Origin of the sequence: Amycolatopsis sp. MtRt-6, from assembly GCF_017308975.1 — a bacterium.
GTDB lineage: Bacteria > Actinomycetota > Actinomycetes > Mycobacteriales > Pseudonocardiaceae > Amycolatopsis.
The window spans coordinates 207,023-226,068 of sequence record NZ_JADWPD010000011.1; the positions used below are offsets into that span (position 1 = coordinate 207,023).

At 72.1% G+C, this 19,046-nt stretch carries 15 protein-coding genes; 14 read left to right on the forward strand and 1 reads right to left on the reverse strand.

Annotated elements, in window-relative coordinates; translation table 11 throughout:
• Positions 1-26 precede the first annotated feature (26 nt).
• From I4Q55_RS20760 to I4Q55_RS20825, 14 genes are all read left to right on the forward strand, one after another.
• Complete coding sequence (locus tag I4Q55_RS20760; protein ID WP_206789835.1) at positions 27-2,291, forward strand: xanthine dehydrogenase family protein molybdopterin-binding subunit; 2,265 nt, start codon at positions 27-29, stop codon at positions 2,289-2,291.
• The gene (locus tag I4Q55_RS20765; RefSeq protein ID WP_206789836.1) at positions 2,288-2,758 is read left to right on the forward strand and encodes a (2Fe-2S)-binding protein; all 471 of its coding nucleotides are present in this window, start codon (positions 2,288-2,290) and stop codon (positions 2,756-2,758) included. Before I4Q55_RS20760 ends, I4Q55_RS20765 begins: the two co-directional genes overlap by 4 nt.
• Positions 2,755-3,567: a xanthine dehydrogenase family protein subunit M gene (locus tag I4Q55_RS20770; RefSeq protein ID WP_206789838.1), complete on the forward strand. Its 813-nt coding sequence runs from the start codon at positions 2,755-2,757 to the stop codon at positions 3,565-3,567. Before I4Q55_RS20765 ends, I4Q55_RS20770 begins: the two co-directional genes overlap by 4 nt.
• A 95-nt stretch (positions 3,568-3,662) precedes the next feature.
• Entirely contained in the window at positions 3,663-4,334 is a 672-nt protein-coding gene (locus I4Q55_RS20775) for a flavin reductase family protein (protein ID WP_206789940.1), read from the forward strand.
• Between the two features lie 67 nt (positions 4,335-4,401).
• Positions 4,402-5,631, forward strand: coding sequence for an HNH endonuclease signature motif containing protein (locus tag I4Q55_RS20780; RefSeq protein WP_206789840.1), 1,230 nt, complete (start codon positions 4,402-4,404; stop codon positions 5,629-5,631).
• Positions 5,632-6,394: 763 nt separating this feature from the next.
• Positions 6,395-7,237, forward strand: a complete 843-nt coding sequence (locus tag I4Q55_RS20785; RefSeq protein ID WP_206789841.1) for an ESX secretion-associated protein EspG — start codon at positions 6,395-6,397, stop codon at positions 7,235-7,237.
• Between the two features lie 11 nt (positions 7,238-7,248).
• On the forward strand, positions 7,249-7,719 hold the full coding sequence (locus I4Q55_RS20790; protein WP_206789844.1) for a hypothetical protein: 471 nt from the start codon (positions 7,249-7,251) through the stop codon (positions 7,717-7,719).
• A gap of 8 nt (positions 7,720-7,727) precedes the next feature.
• Positions 7,728-9,686 (forward strand): hypothetical protein, encoded by a 1,959-nt coding sequence (locus tag I4Q55_RS20795; protein WP_206789846.1) that lies wholly within the window; start codon positions 7,728-7,730, stop codon positions 9,684-9,686.
• Between the two features lie 5 nt (positions 9,687-9,691).
• On the forward strand, positions 9,692-10,036 hold the full coding sequence (locus tag I4Q55_RS20800) for a type VII secretion target (RefSeq protein WP_206789941.1): 345 nt from the start codon (positions 9,692-9,694) through the stop codon (positions 10,034-10,036).
• Positions 10,033-10,578 (forward strand): YbaB/EbfC family nucleoid-associated protein, encoded by a 546-nt coding sequence (locus tag I4Q55_RS20805; RefSeq protein ID WP_206789848.1) that lies wholly within the window; start codon positions 10,033-10,035, stop codon positions 10,576-10,578. The genes I4Q55_RS20800 and I4Q55_RS20805 overlap by 4 nt, the downstream gene beginning before the upstream one ends.
• Complete coding sequence (locus I4Q55_RS20810; protein WP_206789850.1) at positions 10,572-15,326, forward strand: DUF6531 domain-containing protein; 4,755 nt, start codon at positions 10,572-10,574, stop codon at positions 15,324-15,326. The genes I4Q55_RS20805 and I4Q55_RS20810 overlap by 7 nt, the downstream gene beginning before the upstream one ends.
• Positions 15,327-15,328: 2 nt before the next feature.
• Positions 15,329-15,805 carry a radical SAM protein gene (locus I4Q55_RS20815; RefSeq protein ID WP_206789852.1) on the forward strand — a complete coding sequence of 159 codons (477 nt, stop codon included), beginning with the start codon at positions 15,329-15,331 and terminating at the stop codon, positions 15,803-15,805.
• A gap of 53 nt (positions 15,806-15,858) precedes the next feature.
• Positions 15,859-16,401 (forward strand): GNAT family N-acetyltransferase, encoded by a 543-nt coding sequence (locus I4Q55_RS20820; protein WP_206789853.1) that lies wholly within the window; start codon positions 15,859-15,861, stop codon positions 16,399-16,401.
• Complete coding sequence (locus tag I4Q55_RS20825) at positions 16,398-17,705, forward strand: MFS transporter (RefSeq protein WP_206789856.1); 1,308 nt, start codon at positions 16,398-16,400, stop codon at positions 17,703-17,705. The genes I4Q55_RS20820 and I4Q55_RS20825 overlap by 4 nt, the downstream gene beginning before the upstream one ends.
• Here I4Q55_RS20825 and I4Q55_RS20830 read toward each other — a convergent pair.
• On the reverse strand, positions 17,663-18,883 hold the full coding sequence (locus I4Q55_RS20830) for an SGNH/GDSL hydrolase family protein (protein ID WP_206789858.1): 1,221 nt from the start codon (positions 18,881-18,883) through the stop codon (positions 17,663-17,665). The genes I4Q55_RS20825 and I4Q55_RS20830 overlap by 43 nt on opposite strands.
• Between the last annotated feature and the right edge of the window lie 163 nt (positions 18,884-19,046).

A 19,046-nucleotide genomic window follows, 5' to 3' on the forward strand; every position in this document is an offset into this window, starting at 1 on the left:
GCGGATATCGGCGAGCAGGAGACCAGATGAGCATTGTCGGGACCAGGGTGATCCGCCGGGAAGACCGGAGCCTGATCACCGCGGGCGGCACCTACGTGGACGATCTGCGGACGGAAGCGCTTTCCGGTGCCGCGCACGCGGTTTTCGTGCGCAGTCCGATCGCGCACGCGCGGATCGGCGGCATCGACGTGAGCGCGGCGAAGGAGGCGCCGGGCGTGCTCGGCGTGTTCACCGCCGCGGACCTCGGGTTCGGCCCGCACCCGGCGGGGCCGGTGCCCGAACCGTGGCTGGCCGGCGAGGTGGTGCGCTACGTCGGCGAACCCGTCGCGCTCGTCGTCACCGAAGAGCGCTACCAGCTGGCCGACGCCGCCGAGCTGGTCGACGTCGACTACGAGCCGCTGGAAGCCGTCGCGACGATCGACGCCGCACTGGCGGGTGAGACGCTGCTGTTCCCGGAGCACGGCAGCAACGTCGTGCAGGCCCACGGCGCGGAAGAGTTCGACGACGCGATCTTCGACGGCTGCGAGGTCGTCGTCACGCAGACCATCCTCAACCAGCGCGTCGCGCCCGCGCCGCTCGAGGTGCGCGGCGCCGCCTGCGTGTGGGGCGAGGACGGCAGGCTGACCGCCTGGCTGTCCACGCAGAACGCCCAGATGGCCCGGAGCCAGCTGGCCGCGGCCCTCGGCGTCGGCGAAGAGTCGGTGCGGGTGATCGCGCCGGACGTCGGCGGCGGCTTCGGCGCGAAGATCGGCGCGGACCCCGAGGCGACCGTGCTCGGCTGGGCCGCCAAGCAGCTCGGGCGGGGCGTGCGCTGGGTCGAGTCGCGCAGCGAGAACCTCACGGCGATGACGCACGGCCGGGCGCAGCGCAACACCGTGACCATCGGCGGGAAGCGCGACGGCACGGTGCTGGCGTACCGCCTCGACGTCGTCCAGGACGCCGGGGCGTACCCGCGGCTGCTGATGCTGCCGACGCTGACCGAGCTGATGGCCGTCGGCGTCTACCGGTTCCCGAAGGTCGAGACGCGCAGCCGCGCGGTCGTCACCACCACGACGCCGATCGGGGCCTACCGCGGTGCCGGCCGTCCCGAGGCGACGGCCGCCGTCGAGCGGGCGATGGACCGCTTCGCCGCCGAGATCGGGCTGGACCCGGCCGAGGTCCGCCGGGTCAACTTCGTCCGGCCGGAGGAGTTCCCGTACCAGACGCCGACCGGCGCGGTCTACGACACGGGCGAGTACGCGGCGGCACTGGACAAGGTGCTGGCAGCCGCCGGGTACGCGGAACTGCGCGCCGAGCAGCGGCGGCGGCGGGAGGCGGGCGACCCGGTCGAGCTGGGCCTGGGTATCGCCTCCTACGTCGAGATCACCGGCGGCGACGGCGCCGGCGAGAGCGGCCGCGTCGACATCCACCCCGACGGCTCGGTCGTCGCCTGGACCGGCAGCTCGCCGCACGGGCAGGGGCTCGGCACGTCGCTGGCGATGCTGCTGTCCGACCGGCTGGGCGTCCCGCTGGAGAAGATCACGGTCCGCCACGGCGACACCGACGAGGTGCCGAACGCGGTCGGCACCTTCGGCTCCCGGTCGCTGCAGCTGGGCGGCTCGGCGATCCGGCAGGCGGCCGACGAGGTCGTCGCGCAGGCTCGTGAGCTGGCCGCGGAACTGCTGGAAGCCGCGCCGGACGACCTCGAGCTCGACACCGAACGCGGCGTCTGGCAGGTCCGCGGCGCGCCGTCGAGCACGGTGCTGAGCTGGGCGCAGGTCGCCGGCCGGGCCGGCGAGGGCAAGCTGTCGGCCGACGTCTGGTTCGGCGACGGCAAGCCGACCTTCCCGTTCGGCGCGCACCTGGCGGTGGTCGAGGTCGACACCGAGACCGGCAAGGTCGAGCTGCGCCGGATCGTCGCCGTCGACGACGCCGGCCCGATCGTCAACCCGCTGACGTTCCGCGGGCAGCGCCACGGCGGGCTCGGCCAGGGCGCGGCGCAGGCTCTGATGGAGGTCGTGACCTACGACGACGACGGCAACCCGACGACCGCGACACTGGCGGACTACTCGTTCGTCACCGCCGCCGAGCTGCCGGACTTCGAGCTCGTCGACATGGCCACCCCGACCGACCGGAACCTCCTGGGGGTCAAGGGGATCGGCGAAGCGGCGACGATCGGTTCGACACCGGCGGTGCACAACGCCGTGGTCGACGCGTTGGCCGCTCGCGGCGTCAAGCACCTGGACATGCCCACGACCCCGATCCGGGTCTGGGCCGCACTCGAAGAAACTGGGAAGGGAAGCGCGCAGTGAAGGTCTCGATCGAGGTCAACGGGCGGCCGGTGACCGAGGAGGTGCCGGACCGGACGCTGCTGGTGCACTTCCTGCGCGACACGGCCGGCCTCACCGGCACGAACATCGGCTGCGACACGACGTCCTGCGGGGCCTGCACGGTGCTGCTCGACGGCGAGTCGGTCAAGTCGTGCACGGTGCTGGCCGCGCAGGCGGACGGCCACACCGTCACGACGGTCGAAGGACTGTCCTCTTCGGACGGAGCGTTGCACCCTGTGCAACGGGCGTTCGAGGAGCAGCACGGCCTGCAGTGCGGGTTCTGCACGCCGGGGATGATCATGGCGTCGGTGTCGCTGCTGGCCGACAACCCGAAGCCGACGCGCGACGAGGTCCGCGCCGGGCTCGAGGGGAACCTGTGTCGCTGCACGGGGTACCACAACATCGTCAGCGCCGTGATCGACGCGTCCGGGCAGGAGGTGGACCGGTGATCCCGGCTTCGTTCCAGTACCTGCGTGCGTCCACAGTAGACGAAGCGCTTTCGCTGCTGGCCACACACGGCGACGACGCGAAGGTGCTCGCGGGCGGGCATTCCCTGCTGCCGCTGATGAAGCTGCGCCTGGCCGCCCCGGAGTACCTGGTGGACATCGGCCCGCTCGACGAGCTGCGGTACGTCCGCCTGGAGGGCGACGAGGTCGTCATCGGCGCGTTGTCGCGCTACAGCGCGCTGGTGCAGGACCCGGTGCTGCTGGAGCACGCGCCCCTGCTGGCGCACGTGTCCGGCGAGGTGGGCGACCGCCAGGTCCGCCACCGCGGCACGATCGGCGGCTCCCTGGTCCACGCGGACGCGGCGGCGGACCTCCCGGCGGCGATCCTGGCGTCGGACGCGGTCCTGGTGGCCCGCGGGCCGGAGGGGGAGCGCCGCATCCCCGCGGCGGAGTTCTTCCTCGGCCCGTTCACGACGCCGCTGGAGCCTGCGGAGCTGCTGACGGAGATCCGCCTCCCGGCCCAGCGCGGCCAGGGCTGGGGGTTCCAGAAGTTCACTCGCCGCGCGATCGACTGGGCAATGGTCGGCGTGACGGTGGCCGGCGGCCGCGTCGGCCTGGTCAACATGGGCGGGGTGCCGCTGCGCGCAACGGCCACGGAGGAGGCCTTGGCGGCGGGGGCGTCGATCGAGGAAGCGGCAGCGCTGGCGGCATCGGGAACGAACCCACCGGACGAGCCCCACGCAACGGCGGAGTACCGCCGCCACCTGGCCAGGGTACTGACGAAGCGGGCGTTGACGCAGGCTCGCCGGTGATTTCCCGGGGGCGGCACTCACCGGTGCCGCCCCCGTTGATCGCGACGGCCGATTCCCGCCAGCCCGAGTCCCCTGTGGACGGCAGGATCGGAGGCGTGAAAAACGTCGCGCACACGGCCATCGAGCCGGGAATCCTCTATTTCGGCACCCCGGTGGTCCTGATTTCCAGCACCAACGAAGAAGGTACGACGAACCTGGCCCCGATGTCGTCGGCGTTCTGGCTCGGGTGGCGGGCCATGCTCGGCCTGGGTGTTCGTTCCCGGACGGCGCAGAACTTGATGCGAACCCGCGAAGGCGTGCTGAACCTGCCATCGGAGTCGTTGGCCCCCGCGGTCGACCGCCTGGCGCTGACGACGGGCGCGGACCCGGTACCGCCGGGCAAGCGGGAGCGCGGGTATTTCCATGTGGCGGACAAGTTCGCCAGGGCGGGGCTGACACCGGTGGAGTCGTCGACGGTGAAGCCACCGCGGGTGGCGGAGTGCCCGGTGGCGATGGAGGTGGTCGTCGAGCAGGTGCACCCGGTGGGGGACGACGGGGGAGTGGTGGCGTTCGAGGTCCGGGTCCAACGGGTGTACGTGCACCCATCGATCCGGATGGCGGGGAGCGAGGACCGGATAGACCCCGACGCCTGGCGGCCGTTGATCATGAGCTTCCAGAAGTTCTACGGGTTGTCTTCGCAGGTGCATCCGTCGGCGTTGGCGGGGATTCCCGAGCGGCTTTATCGGGGGCCGGATATCGAACGGGCGCGGCGGGTTGCCGGGGTTTAGGTTGCGGTGTCTCGTTTTTGCCCGATCGTGTGATGCCGCTGTGTTCGATCGTCGGTAGCTTGGAGGTATGACCAGCGACGCGGCTCTTTCGTCCGAGGCGGTGGCTTTTGCCGACCGGATTGGCGAGTTGGTCGCGTCTATGCGGTCTGCTGAGGCCGAACTCGGGGCCCTGCTGGTGGAAATCGAGCAGCGCGGGGTGATGGAGCTGTTCGGCTACCGGTCCGCTGCCCGGCTGTTGGAGCATCTGGCCGATATGCCGAAGCCGGCTACGGAACGGCTGATCAAACGCGCCCGCCTGGTGAATCCGGGCCGCAACCTCGACGGCTCCCCGATCCCTGCCTTGGCCCCCGCCACCGGGGTCGCGGCCCGCGCGGGGCGGTTGAGCAACCCGATGATCGACGTGATCACCTCTGTGCTGGCCCAGGTTCCGCCCGAGCACTGCGAGAGTGCCGAGACCAACCTGCTGGCTTTCGCCGAGGAGGCCGGGCACAAGCAGGTCGCCGCCCTCGGCGCCCGCATCCTCGCCCACCTCGTCCCCGACGGTCCCGAACCCGACGACACCGAACCCACCGCCCCCACCCGGGAGCTGTTCCTCCGCCGCAAAAGAACCGGGATCTGGGAGCTGAGTGGCCGGTTCGACGACGAAACCGGCACCCGCGCCCACGCCCTGTTGGATGCTCTGGCCGAGCGTCGCACCGGCGACGAGGGTCCCGACTTCCGCACCACCCCGCAGCGTTACGGGGATGCTTTCTCCGATGCCGTCGACCTGGCTCTGAATTCTCCGGAGTTGCCGATGCAGGCCGGGGAACGCGCCCACGTCATGGTCGCCGTGTCATTGGAGGACCTGAAATCCGGTGTTGGCAAGGCCACCCTCGGTGACACCGGGACGATGTCCGCGGCCGAAGCGCGGGTGCATGCCTGCGACGCCATGATCATCCCCGCCGTGCTCGGTGACAAGAGTGAACCGCTGAACCTGGGCCGCCTCCGCCGGTTGATCTCCGCCGGACTGCGCCGCGCTCTCTTCCTCCGGGACCGGGGTTGCGCCTTCCCGGGCTGTCATCGGCCTCCCCGGCACTGTCAAGGTCATCACATCCGGCACTGGGCAGATGGCGGCCCCACCGATCTCACCAACCTGGTGCTGATGTGCGCCCACCACCACCGGCTATTGCACCGATCGGGCTGGGAAGTCCGCATCGCCACCGACGGCCTACCCGAATTCCTCCCACCAGTGTTCATCGACCGGCGCCGCAAACCCAGGCGCAACAACCTCCACGAACCACTGCCATTCGCAGCATGAACACGGGACAGGCCCGCAGCCCCACGGCTACGGGCCTACACCCACGCCCACCTCAGGCGCCGGCGCCCCGACGCTGGGCCGGCGAAGCATTGCCAGAGGCTCTGGTACAGACCAAGTTGCCGACCGCCCGACACCGGTCTGAGCCTGCCGTCACCGCGCCTGCGTCCACCGCGCTTGCCGCCGCCGCGCTTGCCGTCACCGCACCTGCCACCCTCGCAGCCGCTGCCCAACCCTGCCTGCCGCCACCGTGCCTGCCAGCCTCGCGGGTGCCATCGCCGCGGTTGCCAGCGTCGCGGTGCCGCCTCGACCTGCCAGCACCGCAGGTGCCACCACCATCACCACAGCGGACCACCACCATCGCCAGCCGCCAAGGCCATCTCCGCCTGCCGCGGCCGCGGCGGTAGCCAGCGTCCCCGCCCCCACGTGGCCGCGACATTGCCGCCGCCAACCCCGCCGCCAACCCCGCCGCCAACCCCGCCGCTCCAAGCCGCACCACCCCGCAATTGCCCCGCTGCGCCCCTCTCCGCCGCCCCGTCCATCACCGAGATCGCCGCCTCCGTTGCGAAATCCGCCGCGACGTCCGCTATCTCCGCCTTTCCCGACCTGCGCCTCCATCCGCACCCCAGAACAGCCCCCTTTGCCCGCCTGAGCCAGGGGATCGTGGTCTTTCGGGCATCCGGGTGGCGGTGCCGACGCCCATCCATGCCGCACTGCTAATCTTCATCCGGGAACTTGCTTGAAGGTTTGATGAAACCGAGGGGAAATGGCGGAGCGGTTCGAGTTCGTCCTCGAGGTCTTCGAAGCGCTCGTCGTCGGGCGGGCCACCGGGGGCGATGTCCGGCGTTACCCGCTGCGGGCCGGGAACCTGCCCGCCGATCCCGTGCGGTTCGTCACCGTTGCGCGGCAGGTCTACGACGCTCTCGAAGAACGGCGGCTTTCCGTCTCCGGTGAGCTGCACCCCGGCGTGCGGACCGCCTTCGAACTGCTGGCCGAGCCGCGGATCTCCGTCGCCGTCAGTGGGATCGATGGGCTGGGGGCCGATGTTGCCGTCCTCGTCGTCAGCGATGGGGCGCAGGCGCTCGGCATCACCCAGGCTCCCGACACCGATGACCTGCTGTTCTCGCTCTTCGCCGACGAAGACCTCGTCGAGGTCGTCACCGGGGTGCTTCCGCCCGCTCCCGCCGCCACCACCGGGACGCACGTCGTGCACCGGGCTGCCGGGCGGGAGGTTTCGGCCATGACCGCGAAGCGGATCGCCGATGCCGAATTCGACGAAGAAGAGACCGATGCCTTCGGGATGATCGAGGTCAAGGCCGTCGTGCGGCCCGGGCGGCGGCCGCCCGCTCCGAAACCCTCCGATGTCGCCGTCCTCGAACGGGTGCTTGCCGAACCCCGGTTGGGGGGTGGGCACATTGCCGTCAGTGCTCAGGGACGGCGGGGGGAACGGCTGGCCGGTGAGCCGCTGAGCTGGCTCGACACCGCCGATGGCCGGTATCTCGTGCACACGCGGACGGGTGATGCCGGGGAACTCACCGCTGAATACGTACCGGCCGGGCGGGCGGATCTCGCGCGCGCCATCCGCGACGCGATCGCGGCTGTCTACTGATCGGGGGACTGATGACGACGGAAGAGACCGCCGCGGCGGCCCAGGCCATCCAGGCCACCATGCAGATGCAGACCGCCGCCACTCCCGAGGCCAAGGCGATGGCCGCGGTGCGCGTCGGCCTCGCCGGGGCGCAGCTGAAGCGGCTCGCCCAGACCGGTGGCTTCGCGGTCGACGACACCACCGGCAACCAGCTGATCGAGGCGCTCGAAGGCGTGCTCGAATCCCTCGAGGCGCGGTGGGCCACGCTGCAACGGCTGCACGACGCGCCCGCGATGAGCCGGACCGCCACCGGGCAGTGGGTCTCCGCGCACATGGTCAGCACCGCCGCCGACGACGCCGGGCTGCTCACGCAGCTGCAGGCCGCGCGGCAGGAGTTCCCGACCTACATCGAGGCCATCAAGCTGGCGAAGCAGAACTACAAGTCCCGGGAAGAGGAGACGCGCAAGACGCTGACCTCGCTCCCGACCGCCGACCAGAGCTGAGGGAGACCGTGGCACCCACCGCCGAGTCCGTGTCGGACCCGTCGTCCCCGGACTACGACCCGCGCAGCCCGCTCTACGACGTCACCGCCGATTCGTCGTCGAAGTACTACGTCGGGCCGCTGACCTCGGACAAGTCGCCGTCGGGCGACCAGATCCGCGAGATGGCCACCCGGCAGGTCGACGACGAGATCCGGCGCGGCTGGCTCGGCCCGGTCGTCGACCCGGTGCTGCGCGACCAGAAGATCCAGGACCGCTACGAACAGCACCTCGCCGACGCCAAGCACGGCCTCGACGAGGGCCTCGTCATGCGCCAAACCGGCGGGGCGCCGCGGACGCTGTGGAACAACGCCAGCCACGAGCAGATGAACGAAGCCATCACGCAGGACGCCAACTCGGCGACCGTCGCGGAGACTTCGGAAGAGTGGGTGCGCGTCGGCAACGACCTGGGCACGCACCAGAAGACCCTGGCGAGCGCGATCAACGCCAGCACCGCCAACTGGGAGGGCGACGCCGGTGACGCCGTCCGCGAGCACCTCGCCGGCGTCGGCAAGTGGCTCGGCGCGACCGCGCAGGGCGCCACGCTCGCCGGGCGGCAGCAGGAAATCCACTCCCAGGCGCTCAACGAGACCCAGCGGCAGATGGCCGCGAACCCGCCGGTGCAGTTCGACCTGCAGGCGACCAACCAGCGCCTGATGTCGATGACCGACCCGGTGCAGTACGCGGCGGCCGCGGGCGAGGCCATGCAGACCTACCGGGCGCAGCAGGCCGCGCGCGAGCACGCCGCGCAGATCATGACGCAGTACGACGAAACCATCGGCGGCGCCGTCGCCACCCCGCGGTTCCCGGCCCCGCCGAAGCTGCCGACGGCCACCGCGCGCACCGCGAACGCGCCGGCCGGAGGCGGCGCCGGCGCGGGCGGGGTGCAGCCGCTGCTCGCCCGGAACCCCGTCGAGCCCGCGGCCGCGGATATCCCGATCGACGCCAACGCGGCCGCCTTCGGTGGCGCGGGTGCGGCCGGCGGTGCCGCCGCGGGTGGCGCCGGGATCCCGGGCGCCGGCGGCGCCGGAATCCCCGGTGACGGTTCGGGCTTTTCGGGCAGTGGCATCCCGGGTGCCGGTGGCTCCGGCTTCTCCGGTGCCGGCATTCCCGGCAGCGGCGGCGCCGGTGGTGGCGTGGGCGGTGGTGCGGGTGGCGCGGGCTTCACGCCGCCGAACTTCGACGCGCCCGGCACGCCCGCCGGCGGCAACTTCAGCGGTGCCGGCATCCCCGGCTCGTCGCTGCCGCGCTTCGACGACTCGACGACGTCGTCCGGCTTCTCGCCTTCGGGAATCGGCGGCGGCGGGACCGGCGGCAGCGGGTTCACCCCGCCGTCGATCCCGAACATCCCGGACGTCTCCGGCGGGGGCGGGACCGTTCGCGGTGGCAACCCGATCCCCGGGTTCACCCCGCCCGGCATCGACCCGGTCACCGGGCTGCCCACCGGCACCGGCGGGCTCAACAACCCCGGCGGCGCCAAGCTGCCGACCATCGGCCGCGGCGGCGGGATCAACGGCGAAAGCATCGCCAGCCGGCTGGGCGGCCTGACCGGCGGCGGTGGCGGTGGCGGCGGTTCCCTCGGCGGGATCGGCGGCTCCGGTGCCGGTGGCGCCGGTGCCGGTGGGGCCGGCGCCGGCGGTGCGGGCCTGCGCGGTGCCGGCAACCTCAGCGGCGGTGCCGCCTCCGGCCTCGCCGCGGAAGCCGAAGCGGCGGCGGCGCGCAACGCGGCTTCGGGCCGCGGCGCGGCCGGCGCGGCGGGCACCCCGGGCATGGGCGGCATGGGAGCCGGAGCGCGCGGTGGCAAGGGCGAGGACGACAAGGAACACAAGGCCGCCGACTACCTCGAAAGCGACGACCCGAACTTCTTCGCGGGCGAGCAGGCGGTCGCGCCCCCGGTGATCGGCGACTGGAAGAACCAGGATTGGAAGTGACGCCCGTGACGGCACCCGGCTTCGAGGTCGAACCGGACGACCTGGTCGCGCACGCGAGTCACGTCGAGAGCCTGGTGGACCGGCTCAACACGGCGAGCTCCGCGGCCGACACGGCGATGTCGGACCACGCCTACGGGCTCCTGTGCTCGTTCCTCCCGCCGATCATCCGGCCGACGAACGAGCAGGCGAAGGACGCGCTGACGGCGTCCGCGGAAGGCGTGCGCGGGCTGGCGGACAACGTCACGGCGGCCGCGAAGTCCTACCGGGAAGGTGAAGAGGGCAACGCGCAGCCGTTCGAGCGTCAGCTCGCGGCGTCGTCGCCCTCGGCGGAAGCGAGGACGAAGGCATGACGGGCCCGAACGGACTGGGGGACCTCATGCGGGACCCCGACGAGACGATCCGCCGGATGGACGACTGGGCGGCCGGGTTCGCGGCCAAGGCGCAGCGCTACCAGGCGGCGCAGGAACAGACCGAACGGCTGCGGCTGACCGCGACCAGCTCGGACGGCGCGGTGAGTGTGACCGTCGGCGCGGACGGCACCGTCACCGACCTGACGTTCTCGAACAAGGTCAAGTCGTTCCCCCTCGACGAGCTCTCGCGGCAGATCCTGACGACCATGCGGCGGGCGCAGTCCGGCATCGCCGAGCGCGTCGCCGGGGTGATGGCCGAGCAGCTCGGCGACGAGGACCGCGAAACCCGCAGCGTGCTGCTCGACAACCTGCGCGGCCGGTTCCCCGACCCCGACGAGCCGGACGAGCAGCCGCCCGCCGCGCCCGGGCCGGTCCCGCCGGCCCCGGCCGGTGGCGCCGCGGCCCCGCCCGCACCCGGAGCCCCGCAGCCGCCGTCGCGACGGCCCGCCCCCACCGACGATGAGGACAACAATCCGTGGTGAATCCGCTGGTCGCGGAGACGAAGGATTCCACGAAGGCGTATTCCGGCATCTCGCTGCTGGAGTCGGCGAACGACCTGAAGTCCGCGATCGAGAGCGGCGACTGGGCGTCGGTCGCGCTGGGCTCAGTCGGGACCGCGCTGGACGCGCTGTCGATGGCGATGGACCCCTTCGGCGCGATCCTCGCCGCCGGCGTCGGCTGGCTGATGGAGCACGTCGGCCCGCTGAAGGAAGCCCTCAACGGCCTCACCGGCAACGCCGACGAGATCGCCGCCCAGTCCGAGACGTGGAAGAACATCGCGACCGAGCTGGGCAGCATCGGCGCGGACCTGACCGGCATGGTCAAGGCCGACACCGTATCCTGGACCGGGAACGCGGCGGACACCTACCGCCAGCGGGCCCAGGACACCGTGACGCTGCTGGAGACCGCGCAGAAGGGCTGTGAAGGCGCCTCCAGCGGGGTGAAGACCGCCGGAGAAGTCGTGGCCGCGGTCCGCGCCCTGGTCCGGGACATCATCGCGGAGCTGATCGGGCACCTGATCAGCTGGGCGCTGCAGGTGCTGTTCACGCTCGGCATCGGGATGACCTGGGTCGTGCCGCAGGTGATCAACGCGGTGGCGAAGACCGCGTCGAAGATCGCCGATCTGGTGAAGCGGCTGGTCACCGCGCTGAAGGCGCTGGTTCCGCTGCTCAAGCGGGCCGGTGACCTGTTCTCGGACGCCGCCAAGGCGTTGCGGAACATCAAGCCGGGCAAGGCCGCGCCGCCGCCGAAGCACGGCGACATCAAGGGCAACCCGAAGCCCGACGGCGACACGAGCCCCTCGGGCGCGAAGGGTGACGGCACTTCGACCTCCGGCGCGAAGGGTGACCCGCCGCCGGCGTCGAAGGGCCCCGACGACACCCCGAAGAGCCCGGACCCCACCCCCGGCGGGGGCTCGACCACGCCGTCGGGCGCGGGCAAGGGCGACGGCGGCAAGGGCGGCTCGTCGAACAAGCCGGACAACCCGCGCGACCGCGGTGTCGGCCCGGACGACCGCGTCTGCAAGTCCGACCCGGTGGACGTCGCGAACGGCGATGTCATCCTGGAGCAGCGCGACCTCGAACTGCCGGACCCGCTCCCGCTCGTGCTCGACCGGACGCACATCTCGTCCTACCGGGCCGGCCAGTGGTTCGGTCCCACGTGGACGTCCACTGTGGACCAGCGGCTGGAGCTCGACGACGAGCACGTCTGCTTCTTCTCCGCCGACGGCCTGGTCCTGGTCTACCCGCACGCCGAACCCGGCGTCCCGGTGCTGCCGCTGGAAGGACCGCGGCGGCCGCTGACCCGCACGGCCGGCGGCTACACACTGCACGACCCCCTCGCCCGGCGCACCCTCACCTTCGCGCCGCTGCCCGGCCGCGGTGCCGCGCTGCAGCCGCTGCGGCAGGTCGAAGACGCCACCGGCGCCGTGATCGAGTGTGCCTACACGCCTTCCGGTGAACCTTCGCGCCTGAAGCATTCGGTCGGCTACGAGGTCGCGCTCACCACCGACCGCGGCCGCGTGGTGGCGGTGGACGTCGTCGACGGCGACACCGGCTACCGCGTCCGCGCCGTCCGGTACGACTACGACCCGCGCGGGCGGCTGGTCGCGGTGACCGACTCGTCGGAGACCCCGGTCCGGTTCGAGTACGACGACGCCGGCCGGATCACCGGCTGGCACGACCGCAACGGCATCTGGTACCGCTACGTCTACGACGCCGACGGACGCTGCGTGGTCACCGTCGGGGACGGCGGTTTCCTCGACGGCCGGTTCGCCTACGACACCGCCCGGCGCGTCACGAGGTTCACCGATTCGCTCGGCCACACCAGCGAACACCACTTCAACGAGCTGGGCCAGCTCGTGCGCGACGTCGACCCGCTCGGCGCGGTCACGACGTACACCTGGGACCGCTATGACCGGCTGCGGAGCCGGACCGACCCGCTCGGCCACACGACGCTGTTCGAGCACGGCGAAGCCGGTGAACTGCGGGCGGTCGTGCGTCCCGACGGCAGCCGCGTCGCCGTCACCCGGCACCTCGGCGGCGCCCTCGACATCGCGGTCGAGGCCGCCGGCCGCGTCTGGCGGCGCCACTACCCGGCGGGCAGCGCGCCCGACCCGTACACCACGCTGCCCGGCATCGCCGACGGTGCCGCCGACGAAGCACCGGGCACAGCCGAGCCCGGTACTGCCGCGGAGGCGCGCGAGCGCCCCGACGGCACCGACCTGTTCGGCCGTCCGAAGGCCGTCGTCGACGCCGCGGGCGGGCGGTCCGCGTTGCGCTGGAGCGTCGAAGGAAAGCTCCTGGCCCGGACGACGCCGTCCGGCGCCCAGGAGGTCTGGCGCTACGACCGGCAGGGCAACGAGCTCGGCCACACCGGCCTGCTCGGCCAGGCCGAAGCCCGCGAGTACGGCCCGTTCGACCTGCTGACGGCGGTCACCGACCCGACCGGCGCGCGCACGGCGTACGCCTATGACACCGAGCTGCGCCTGGTCGCGGTGACCAACCCGGCCGGGCTGACCTGGCACTACACCTACGACCCGGCCGGGCGGCTCGCCGCCGAGTCCGACTTCGACGGCCGGGTGACCCGCTACACCCACGACGCGGCGGGCCGGCTCGTGCGTTCGGAGTCCGGCGGCCTGGTCGTCGAGTACGGCTACGACGCGCTCGGCAACGTCGTCTCCCGCCGCACGGCCGACGAACTCACCACCTTCGTCCACGACCCGGTCGGCCGGCTCGCCGGCGCGGCGAACGCCGAGTCCCGGGTGGACATCGAACGCGACGACTCCGGCCGCGTCCTCGCCCACACCGTCGACGGCCGGACGATTTCATTCGGCTACGACGACGAAAACCACCTCGTGCGCCGCCGCACACCGTCCGGAGTGGACAGTGTGTGGCGGTTCGACCCGGACGGCGCCCCGGTCGCGCTGGAGACCGCCGGCCAGTCGATCCGCTTCGGGCACGACGGCGGCGCGGAAACCCGGCGTGTCTTCGGTGACGTCGTGCTCGAACAGGCCTACGCGGGGGAGCGGCTCACCGGGCAGACCGTCACGGTCGCCGGACAGCGGGTGCACACCCGCGGGTACGAGTACCGGCCGGACGGCGAGCTGGCCGGCGTCGACGACGACGCGAGCGGCCCGGTGCGCTACCAGCTGGACGCCGCCGGCCGGGTCACCGCGGTCACCGGCCCGAATCGCGCCGAGCAGTACCGCTACGACGGTGCGGGCAACATCACCGGCACGGCCCGGGAACGCCGGTTCTACACCGGCACCCGGCTCACGCAATCGGACAGCGCGGCCTACGAGTACGACGCCCACGGGCGGCTCGTGTCCCGCCGGGACGCCGCGGGCGCCGTCTGGCTGTACGCGTGGAACGCCCTCGGCCGGCTCACCGGCGTCGTCACCCCGGACGGTACCCACTGGCGCTACCGCTACGACCCGCTCGGCCGGCGCACCGCCAAGCAGCGGATCGTCGCCGGCCCGGGTGGCGCCCCCGTGGTGGCCGAGCAGGTGCTGTTCACCTGGGACGGCACCACCCTCGTCGAGGAACAGGCCGGCACCCGGGTCACCACCTGGGAGTACCACCCGGACGACGGAAAGCCCCTGGCCCAGCTGGCCGCCGGGCGCTTGGCCACCGTCGTCACCGACCAGGTGGGCACGCCGATCGAACTGGTCGACGCGACCGGATCGCTGCTGTGGCGCGGGCAGGCGGATCTGTGGGGCAACGACGTCGCCGACCCGAGCGGCACGCCGCTGCGGTTCCCCGGCCAGTACCGCGACGCCGAGACCGGCCTGCACTACAACGTCTACCGCTACTACGACCCGGCGACCGGGCGGTACCTCAGCCCGGACCCGCTGGGCCTCGACCCGGCGCCGAACCCGGTCGCGTACGTGGCGAACCCGCTCGTCGCGGCCGACCCGCTCGGCCTGGCACCGACGGTGTCGCCGTGCGGAAAGGTCAAGGACGACCGGGTCCCCAAGCGCAAGCGCTCCGAGGACGACTCGACGCAGGCGTCCGGGTCCGGCTCGAACAAGAAACCCAACACCGGCAAGGACTACAAGCCGGGCGACATCGTCAACGACGACCTCAAGCACCCGGCGGTCGACAAGTACCACAACTTCCCGAAGGGTGAGGAACGCCGGTTCAAGGACGACGGCGGCGCCGGCAAGACGAAGACCAAGCGGTCGGAGGATGTCGGTGAAGCCGGGGCCCACGACTACCTGAAGAAGGTCACCGGCAAGGACGACCTCGACATGATCACGCCGACGAAGGCCAACCCGCTGCCGGCGGGTAAGTACGGCACCAAGCAGGGCGAGCCGTGGCCGAACGCGGTCGCCTTCAACGGCAACAACGTCGCCGACGTCGCCTACTGGGACGGCAAGACGTTGCACGTGGTCGAGGCGAAGGGCAACGGCTCGACGCTCACCGGCGGCCCGATGCACGGCCGGGTCCAGAAGTTCGACCCGAACACCGGTGACCCGGTGCCGCCCGCGAACCGGCCCAACGAACACCGGATGGACCAGGGCAGCACGGAGTACCTCAAGGACGTCGCCGCGAACATGAAGAACAGCAAGCCGGAGAACGCGACCTACGACGGCCGCGGCGAGGTCGGGACGTCGATCTGGAACGCGCTCCACAAGGGCGACCCGCCGGTCAAGTACGTTCCGGTCAACACGACGGTCGGCCCGGACGGCAAGGCGGTCGTCAAGGTGACGCCAGGGTACGGGGAGTAGGCATGAGCTACGCGTTGGTCTTCCGCGCGATGTCGGCGGACGAGTTCCGGGCGCGGGTGGCCGCCGACCCGGTGGTGGCAGCCTTCCGCGACGCGGGCGGGGGCGAACCGACACCGGAGGTGGCGGACGCCGTCGCCCGCACCGCGCTCGCGATGGGCGAAGAGGTGGGCCGGACCGGCCACTCCTCTTCCGGCGGCGACTGGTTCCGCGAGGAGCTGTTCGACGGCGTGCTCGCCGGGCTGCTGGGCGCGGACGTGGCCGACCACCTGCTCGCACGCACCCTCGAGGGGATCGTCTGGAACGACTACCCGATGGTCGGGTTCGTGCTCGCCGGCGAACTGGCCGAAGCCCTCGCGAAAGCGGGCGACGACCGGCCCGGCGACCTGGACGAGGACGACGCCGAAGTGATCGACGACGTGCTCGCCGCCCTGCGCAAGGTCGCCGAGTCCGGGCAGGACGTGGTCACCGTCTACTCCTGAGCAGTCCTTTCGGGGTCTCGACAGCGGGCGTCCGGGCGGGCGACACTGGGCCGATGACCGGCCTGATCACCGGAAGCCGTGTCCGGCTGCGGCCTGCCGCCGCCCCGGACGCCGCCCGGTTCGAGGAGATCCTGTCGCACCCCGAAGTCGCCCGCTGGTGGGCCGACGCCGAGGAGCCGGTGGCCGCCCAGGTGTCCTATCTGCTGGACCCCGACGAAGGCACCACGACCTACGCCATCGAGCACGACGACACCGTCGTCGGCATCGAACTCGCCTTCGAGGAGGCCGACCCGCAGTACCGCCACGCCGGGATCGACATCGCCGTGCACCCGGACTTCCAGGGGCGGGGCCTCGGCTCGGACGCCATTCGCACACTGGCCGAGCACCTGTTCACGGTGCGCGGGCACCACCGGCTGGTGATCGACCCCGCGGCCGGCAACGAGGCGGCGATCCGGCTCTACCGGTCGCTGGGCTTCCGCCCGGTCGGCACGATGCGGTCCTACGAGCGCGGTCCGGACGGCAGCTGGCACGACGGGCTGCTGATGGACCTGCTCGTGGACGACCTGGTCCCGGCAGCCGCACTAGCCGGCTCGTGAGCGGCCGCGCGGTCGCGGCCCGGCCCTTGCGGCGGGTTGCTGTGGCGAGCGCGGTGGGGACCACCATCGAGTGGTACGACTACTTCATCTACAGCACGGCGACGGCGCTGGTGTTCAACAAGGTGTTCTTCACGACGCTGTCGCCCGCCTCCGGGACCCTCGCCGCCTTCGCGACGCTCGGGGTCGGGTTCCTGGCGCGCCCGGTCGGCGGCATCCTCTGGGGCCACTTCGGCGACCGCGTCGGCCGCAAGGCGATGCTGGTGCTGTCGCTGCTGCTGATGGGCTTCGCGACCGTCGGCGTCGGGCTGCTGCCGACGTACTCCGCGATCGGGGTCTGGGCGCCCATCCTGCTGCTGGTCCTGCGGTTGCTGCAGGGGCTGAGCGCGGGCGGCGAGTGGGGCGGCGCGGCGCTGATGGCGGTCGAGCACGCGCCCGAGGACCGCCGCGGCCGGTACGGCGCGTTCTCGCAGATCGGCGTCCCGGCCGGATTGATCCTGGCGCAGCTGGTGTTCTTCGTCCTCGGCCGCGCGCTGACCGAGGCGCAGTTCGCCTCCTGGGGCTGGCGGGTGCCGTTCCTGGCGAGCATCGTGCTCGTCGGCGTCGGGCTGGTGATCCGGCTGCGGATCGAGGAGAGCCCGGTGTTCACGCGGTTGCGGGAAGCGGAGGAGCGCAGCAGCCGTCCGATGGTCGAAGTGCTGCGCGAGCGGCCGCGGGCGCTGCTGGTGGCGTCCGGCAGCTTCATCGCCAACACCGCGATCGGCTACATCTTCCTGGCGTACCTGCTGTCCTACGGCACGTCGGTGCTGAAGATCCCGCGCACCACGCTGCTGGTCGTCGTGATCGTGGGCAGCGTGACGTGGCTGGTGAGCATCCTCGGCGCGGCGGCCTGGTCCGACCACGTGGGGCGAAAACCCGTGTACCTGGCCGGATCGGTGCTCCTGGTCCTCTGGCCGATCCCGTTCTTCCTGCTCGTCGACACCAAGGCGACGGCGTGGCTGCTCGTGGCGGTGATCGTGCTCAACATCGGCCTCGGCGCCACCTACGGGCCGCAGTCGGCGTTGTTCGCGGAACTGTTCGAGCCGCGCTACCGCTACAGCGGCGCTTCGTTCTCCTACGCCGTGGGCGCGGTGCTGGGCGGGGGCTTCGCGCCGTTGATCGCGACGGCGTTGCAGACCGCCACCGGCACTTCGCTTTCGGTGTCGCTCTACCTGGTGGCGGTCGCGGTGCTGAGCCTGGTCGCGGTCCTGTTCATCCCCCGCGGTCACAGCCGGTCGAGCCGGACGGCGGCGGCCATCCGCTCGTAGCCGGCGTCGCCGGGGTGGAGGTGGTCGCCGGAGTCGTAGGCCGGGAGCATCCGGAGCGGGTCGGCCGGATCGCGGATCGCCGCGTCGAAGTCGACGACGCCGTCGAAGACCCCGCCGGTGCGGATGAAGCTGTTCACCGCCTGGCGGGTCGCTTCGAGGGTGTCGTCGTAGACCCGCCAGCCCTTGAACGGTGTCAGCGTGCCGCCGAGGACCCGGATGCCGCGCGCGTGCGCCTGCGCCACCAGCTGGCGGTACGCCGACGTGATCGCGGCCGGGTCGGTCTGGTGCGGCGTCTGCTGGATGTCGTTGATGCCTTCCAGCACGATGATCGTCCGCACGCCGCCGACGCTCAGCACGTCGCGGTCGAAGCGGGAAAGCGCGTTCTGGCCGGCGCCGGAACCGGGCACGTCGAGCAGCAGCCGGTTGGCGCTGATGCCGGCGTTGAGCACGCCGAAGCGGCCGTGCAGCCGGTCGGCGAGGTAGTCGGGCCAGCGGCGGTTGGCGCCGGAGGTCGAGCCGACGCCGTCGGTGATCGAGTCGCCGAGTGTCACGATCGAGGCTTCCGCGCCGCCTTGGACGTCGACGCCGGAGACGTAGTGCCACACCGACGTCTGCTCGGTGTAGGGGGCGCCGGACTCGCTGGCGGCGAAGTCGCCGGTGCGGGTGAAGTACGACGTCTGCGCCGCGGCCGGGTGGTGGGTCACCGGCCCGGACTTCGAAGGCACGTACGTCGTCACGAGCAGGTTCGTGCCGGCGGGGATCCGCAGGTTCACGGGATCGCTCAGGGCCTCGGCGCCGGCGGGCACGACGACGCTCGGGGCGCCGCCGAAGGTCAGGGACCGCAGGGTGCCCGGCACGGCGTCCGGTCCGGTGCCCTGGACCGCGATGGTGACGTGCCCGAAGTTCAGGGGAGAAGCCCCGAAGGCGTTCGACAGGTGGACGCGGGCGCGGCCGCCGCCGGCGCTGGTGTGGACGACGTTGCGGATCGAGTAGCCCGGGTAACCGTCCGGCGTGTTCGGGACGGCGGACGCGGGCGCGGCGGCCCACGTGCCGACCCAGCCGCCGACCGCGTGCTGCGCGGGTGCCGGGAGAGCGCTTTCCGGGTTCGCGCTCCCGGGCGTGGTGAGAAGACCGATGCCCGCCAGGACGGCCGCGCTCACGGCCACGAAACGTCGCATGATCCCACCGTCGCGCGTGGGTCCACGGGGTGGCGACCGCTGATCAGGTGAGGCACCGGACAAGATCCGCGACAGCTGGGGGCGGGCCCGTCCGGGATTCTGGGGATGCCGGACGGGCCCGCGCGAGGTGGCCGTTGCCGCGACGGCCGCTCGCCGGGGTACC

Excerpts from the sequence above, each read along its gene's own strand:
- I4Q55_RS20805 (WP_206789848.1), top strand. The coding sequence starts at position 10,033 with ATGACGGGCCCGAACGGACTGGGGGACCTCATGCGGGACCCCGACGAG.
- I4Q55_RS20780 (WP_206789840.1), top strand. The coding sequence starts at position 4,402 with ATGACCAGCGACGCGGCTCTTTCGTCCGAGGCGGTGGCTTTTGCCGAC.
- I4Q55_RS20760 (WP_206789835.1), top strand. The coding sequence starts at position 27 with ATGAGCATTGTCGGGACCAGGGTGATCCGCCGGGAAGACCGGAGCCTG.
- I4Q55_RS20830 (WP_206789858.1), bottom strand. The coding sequence starts at position 18,883 with ATGCGACGTTTCGTGGCCGTGAGCGCGGCCGTCCTGGCGGGCATCGGT.
- I4Q55_RS20820 (WP_206789853.1), top strand. The coding sequence starts at position 15,859 with ATGACCGGCCTGATCACCGGAAGCCGTGTCCGGCTGCGGCCTGCCGCC.
- I4Q55_RS20785 (WP_206789841.1), top strand. The coding sequence starts at position 6,395 with ATGGCGGAGCGGTTCGAGTTCGTCCTCGAGGTCTTCGAAGCGCTCGTC.
- I4Q55_RS20790 (WP_206789844.1), top strand. The coding sequence starts at position 7,249 with ATGACGACGGAAGAGACCGCCGCGGCGGCCCAGGCCATCCAGGCCACC.
- I4Q55_RS20815 (WP_206789852.1), top strand. The coding sequence starts at position 15,329 with ATGAGCTACGCGTTGGTCTTCCGCGCGATGTCGGCGGACGAGTTCCGG.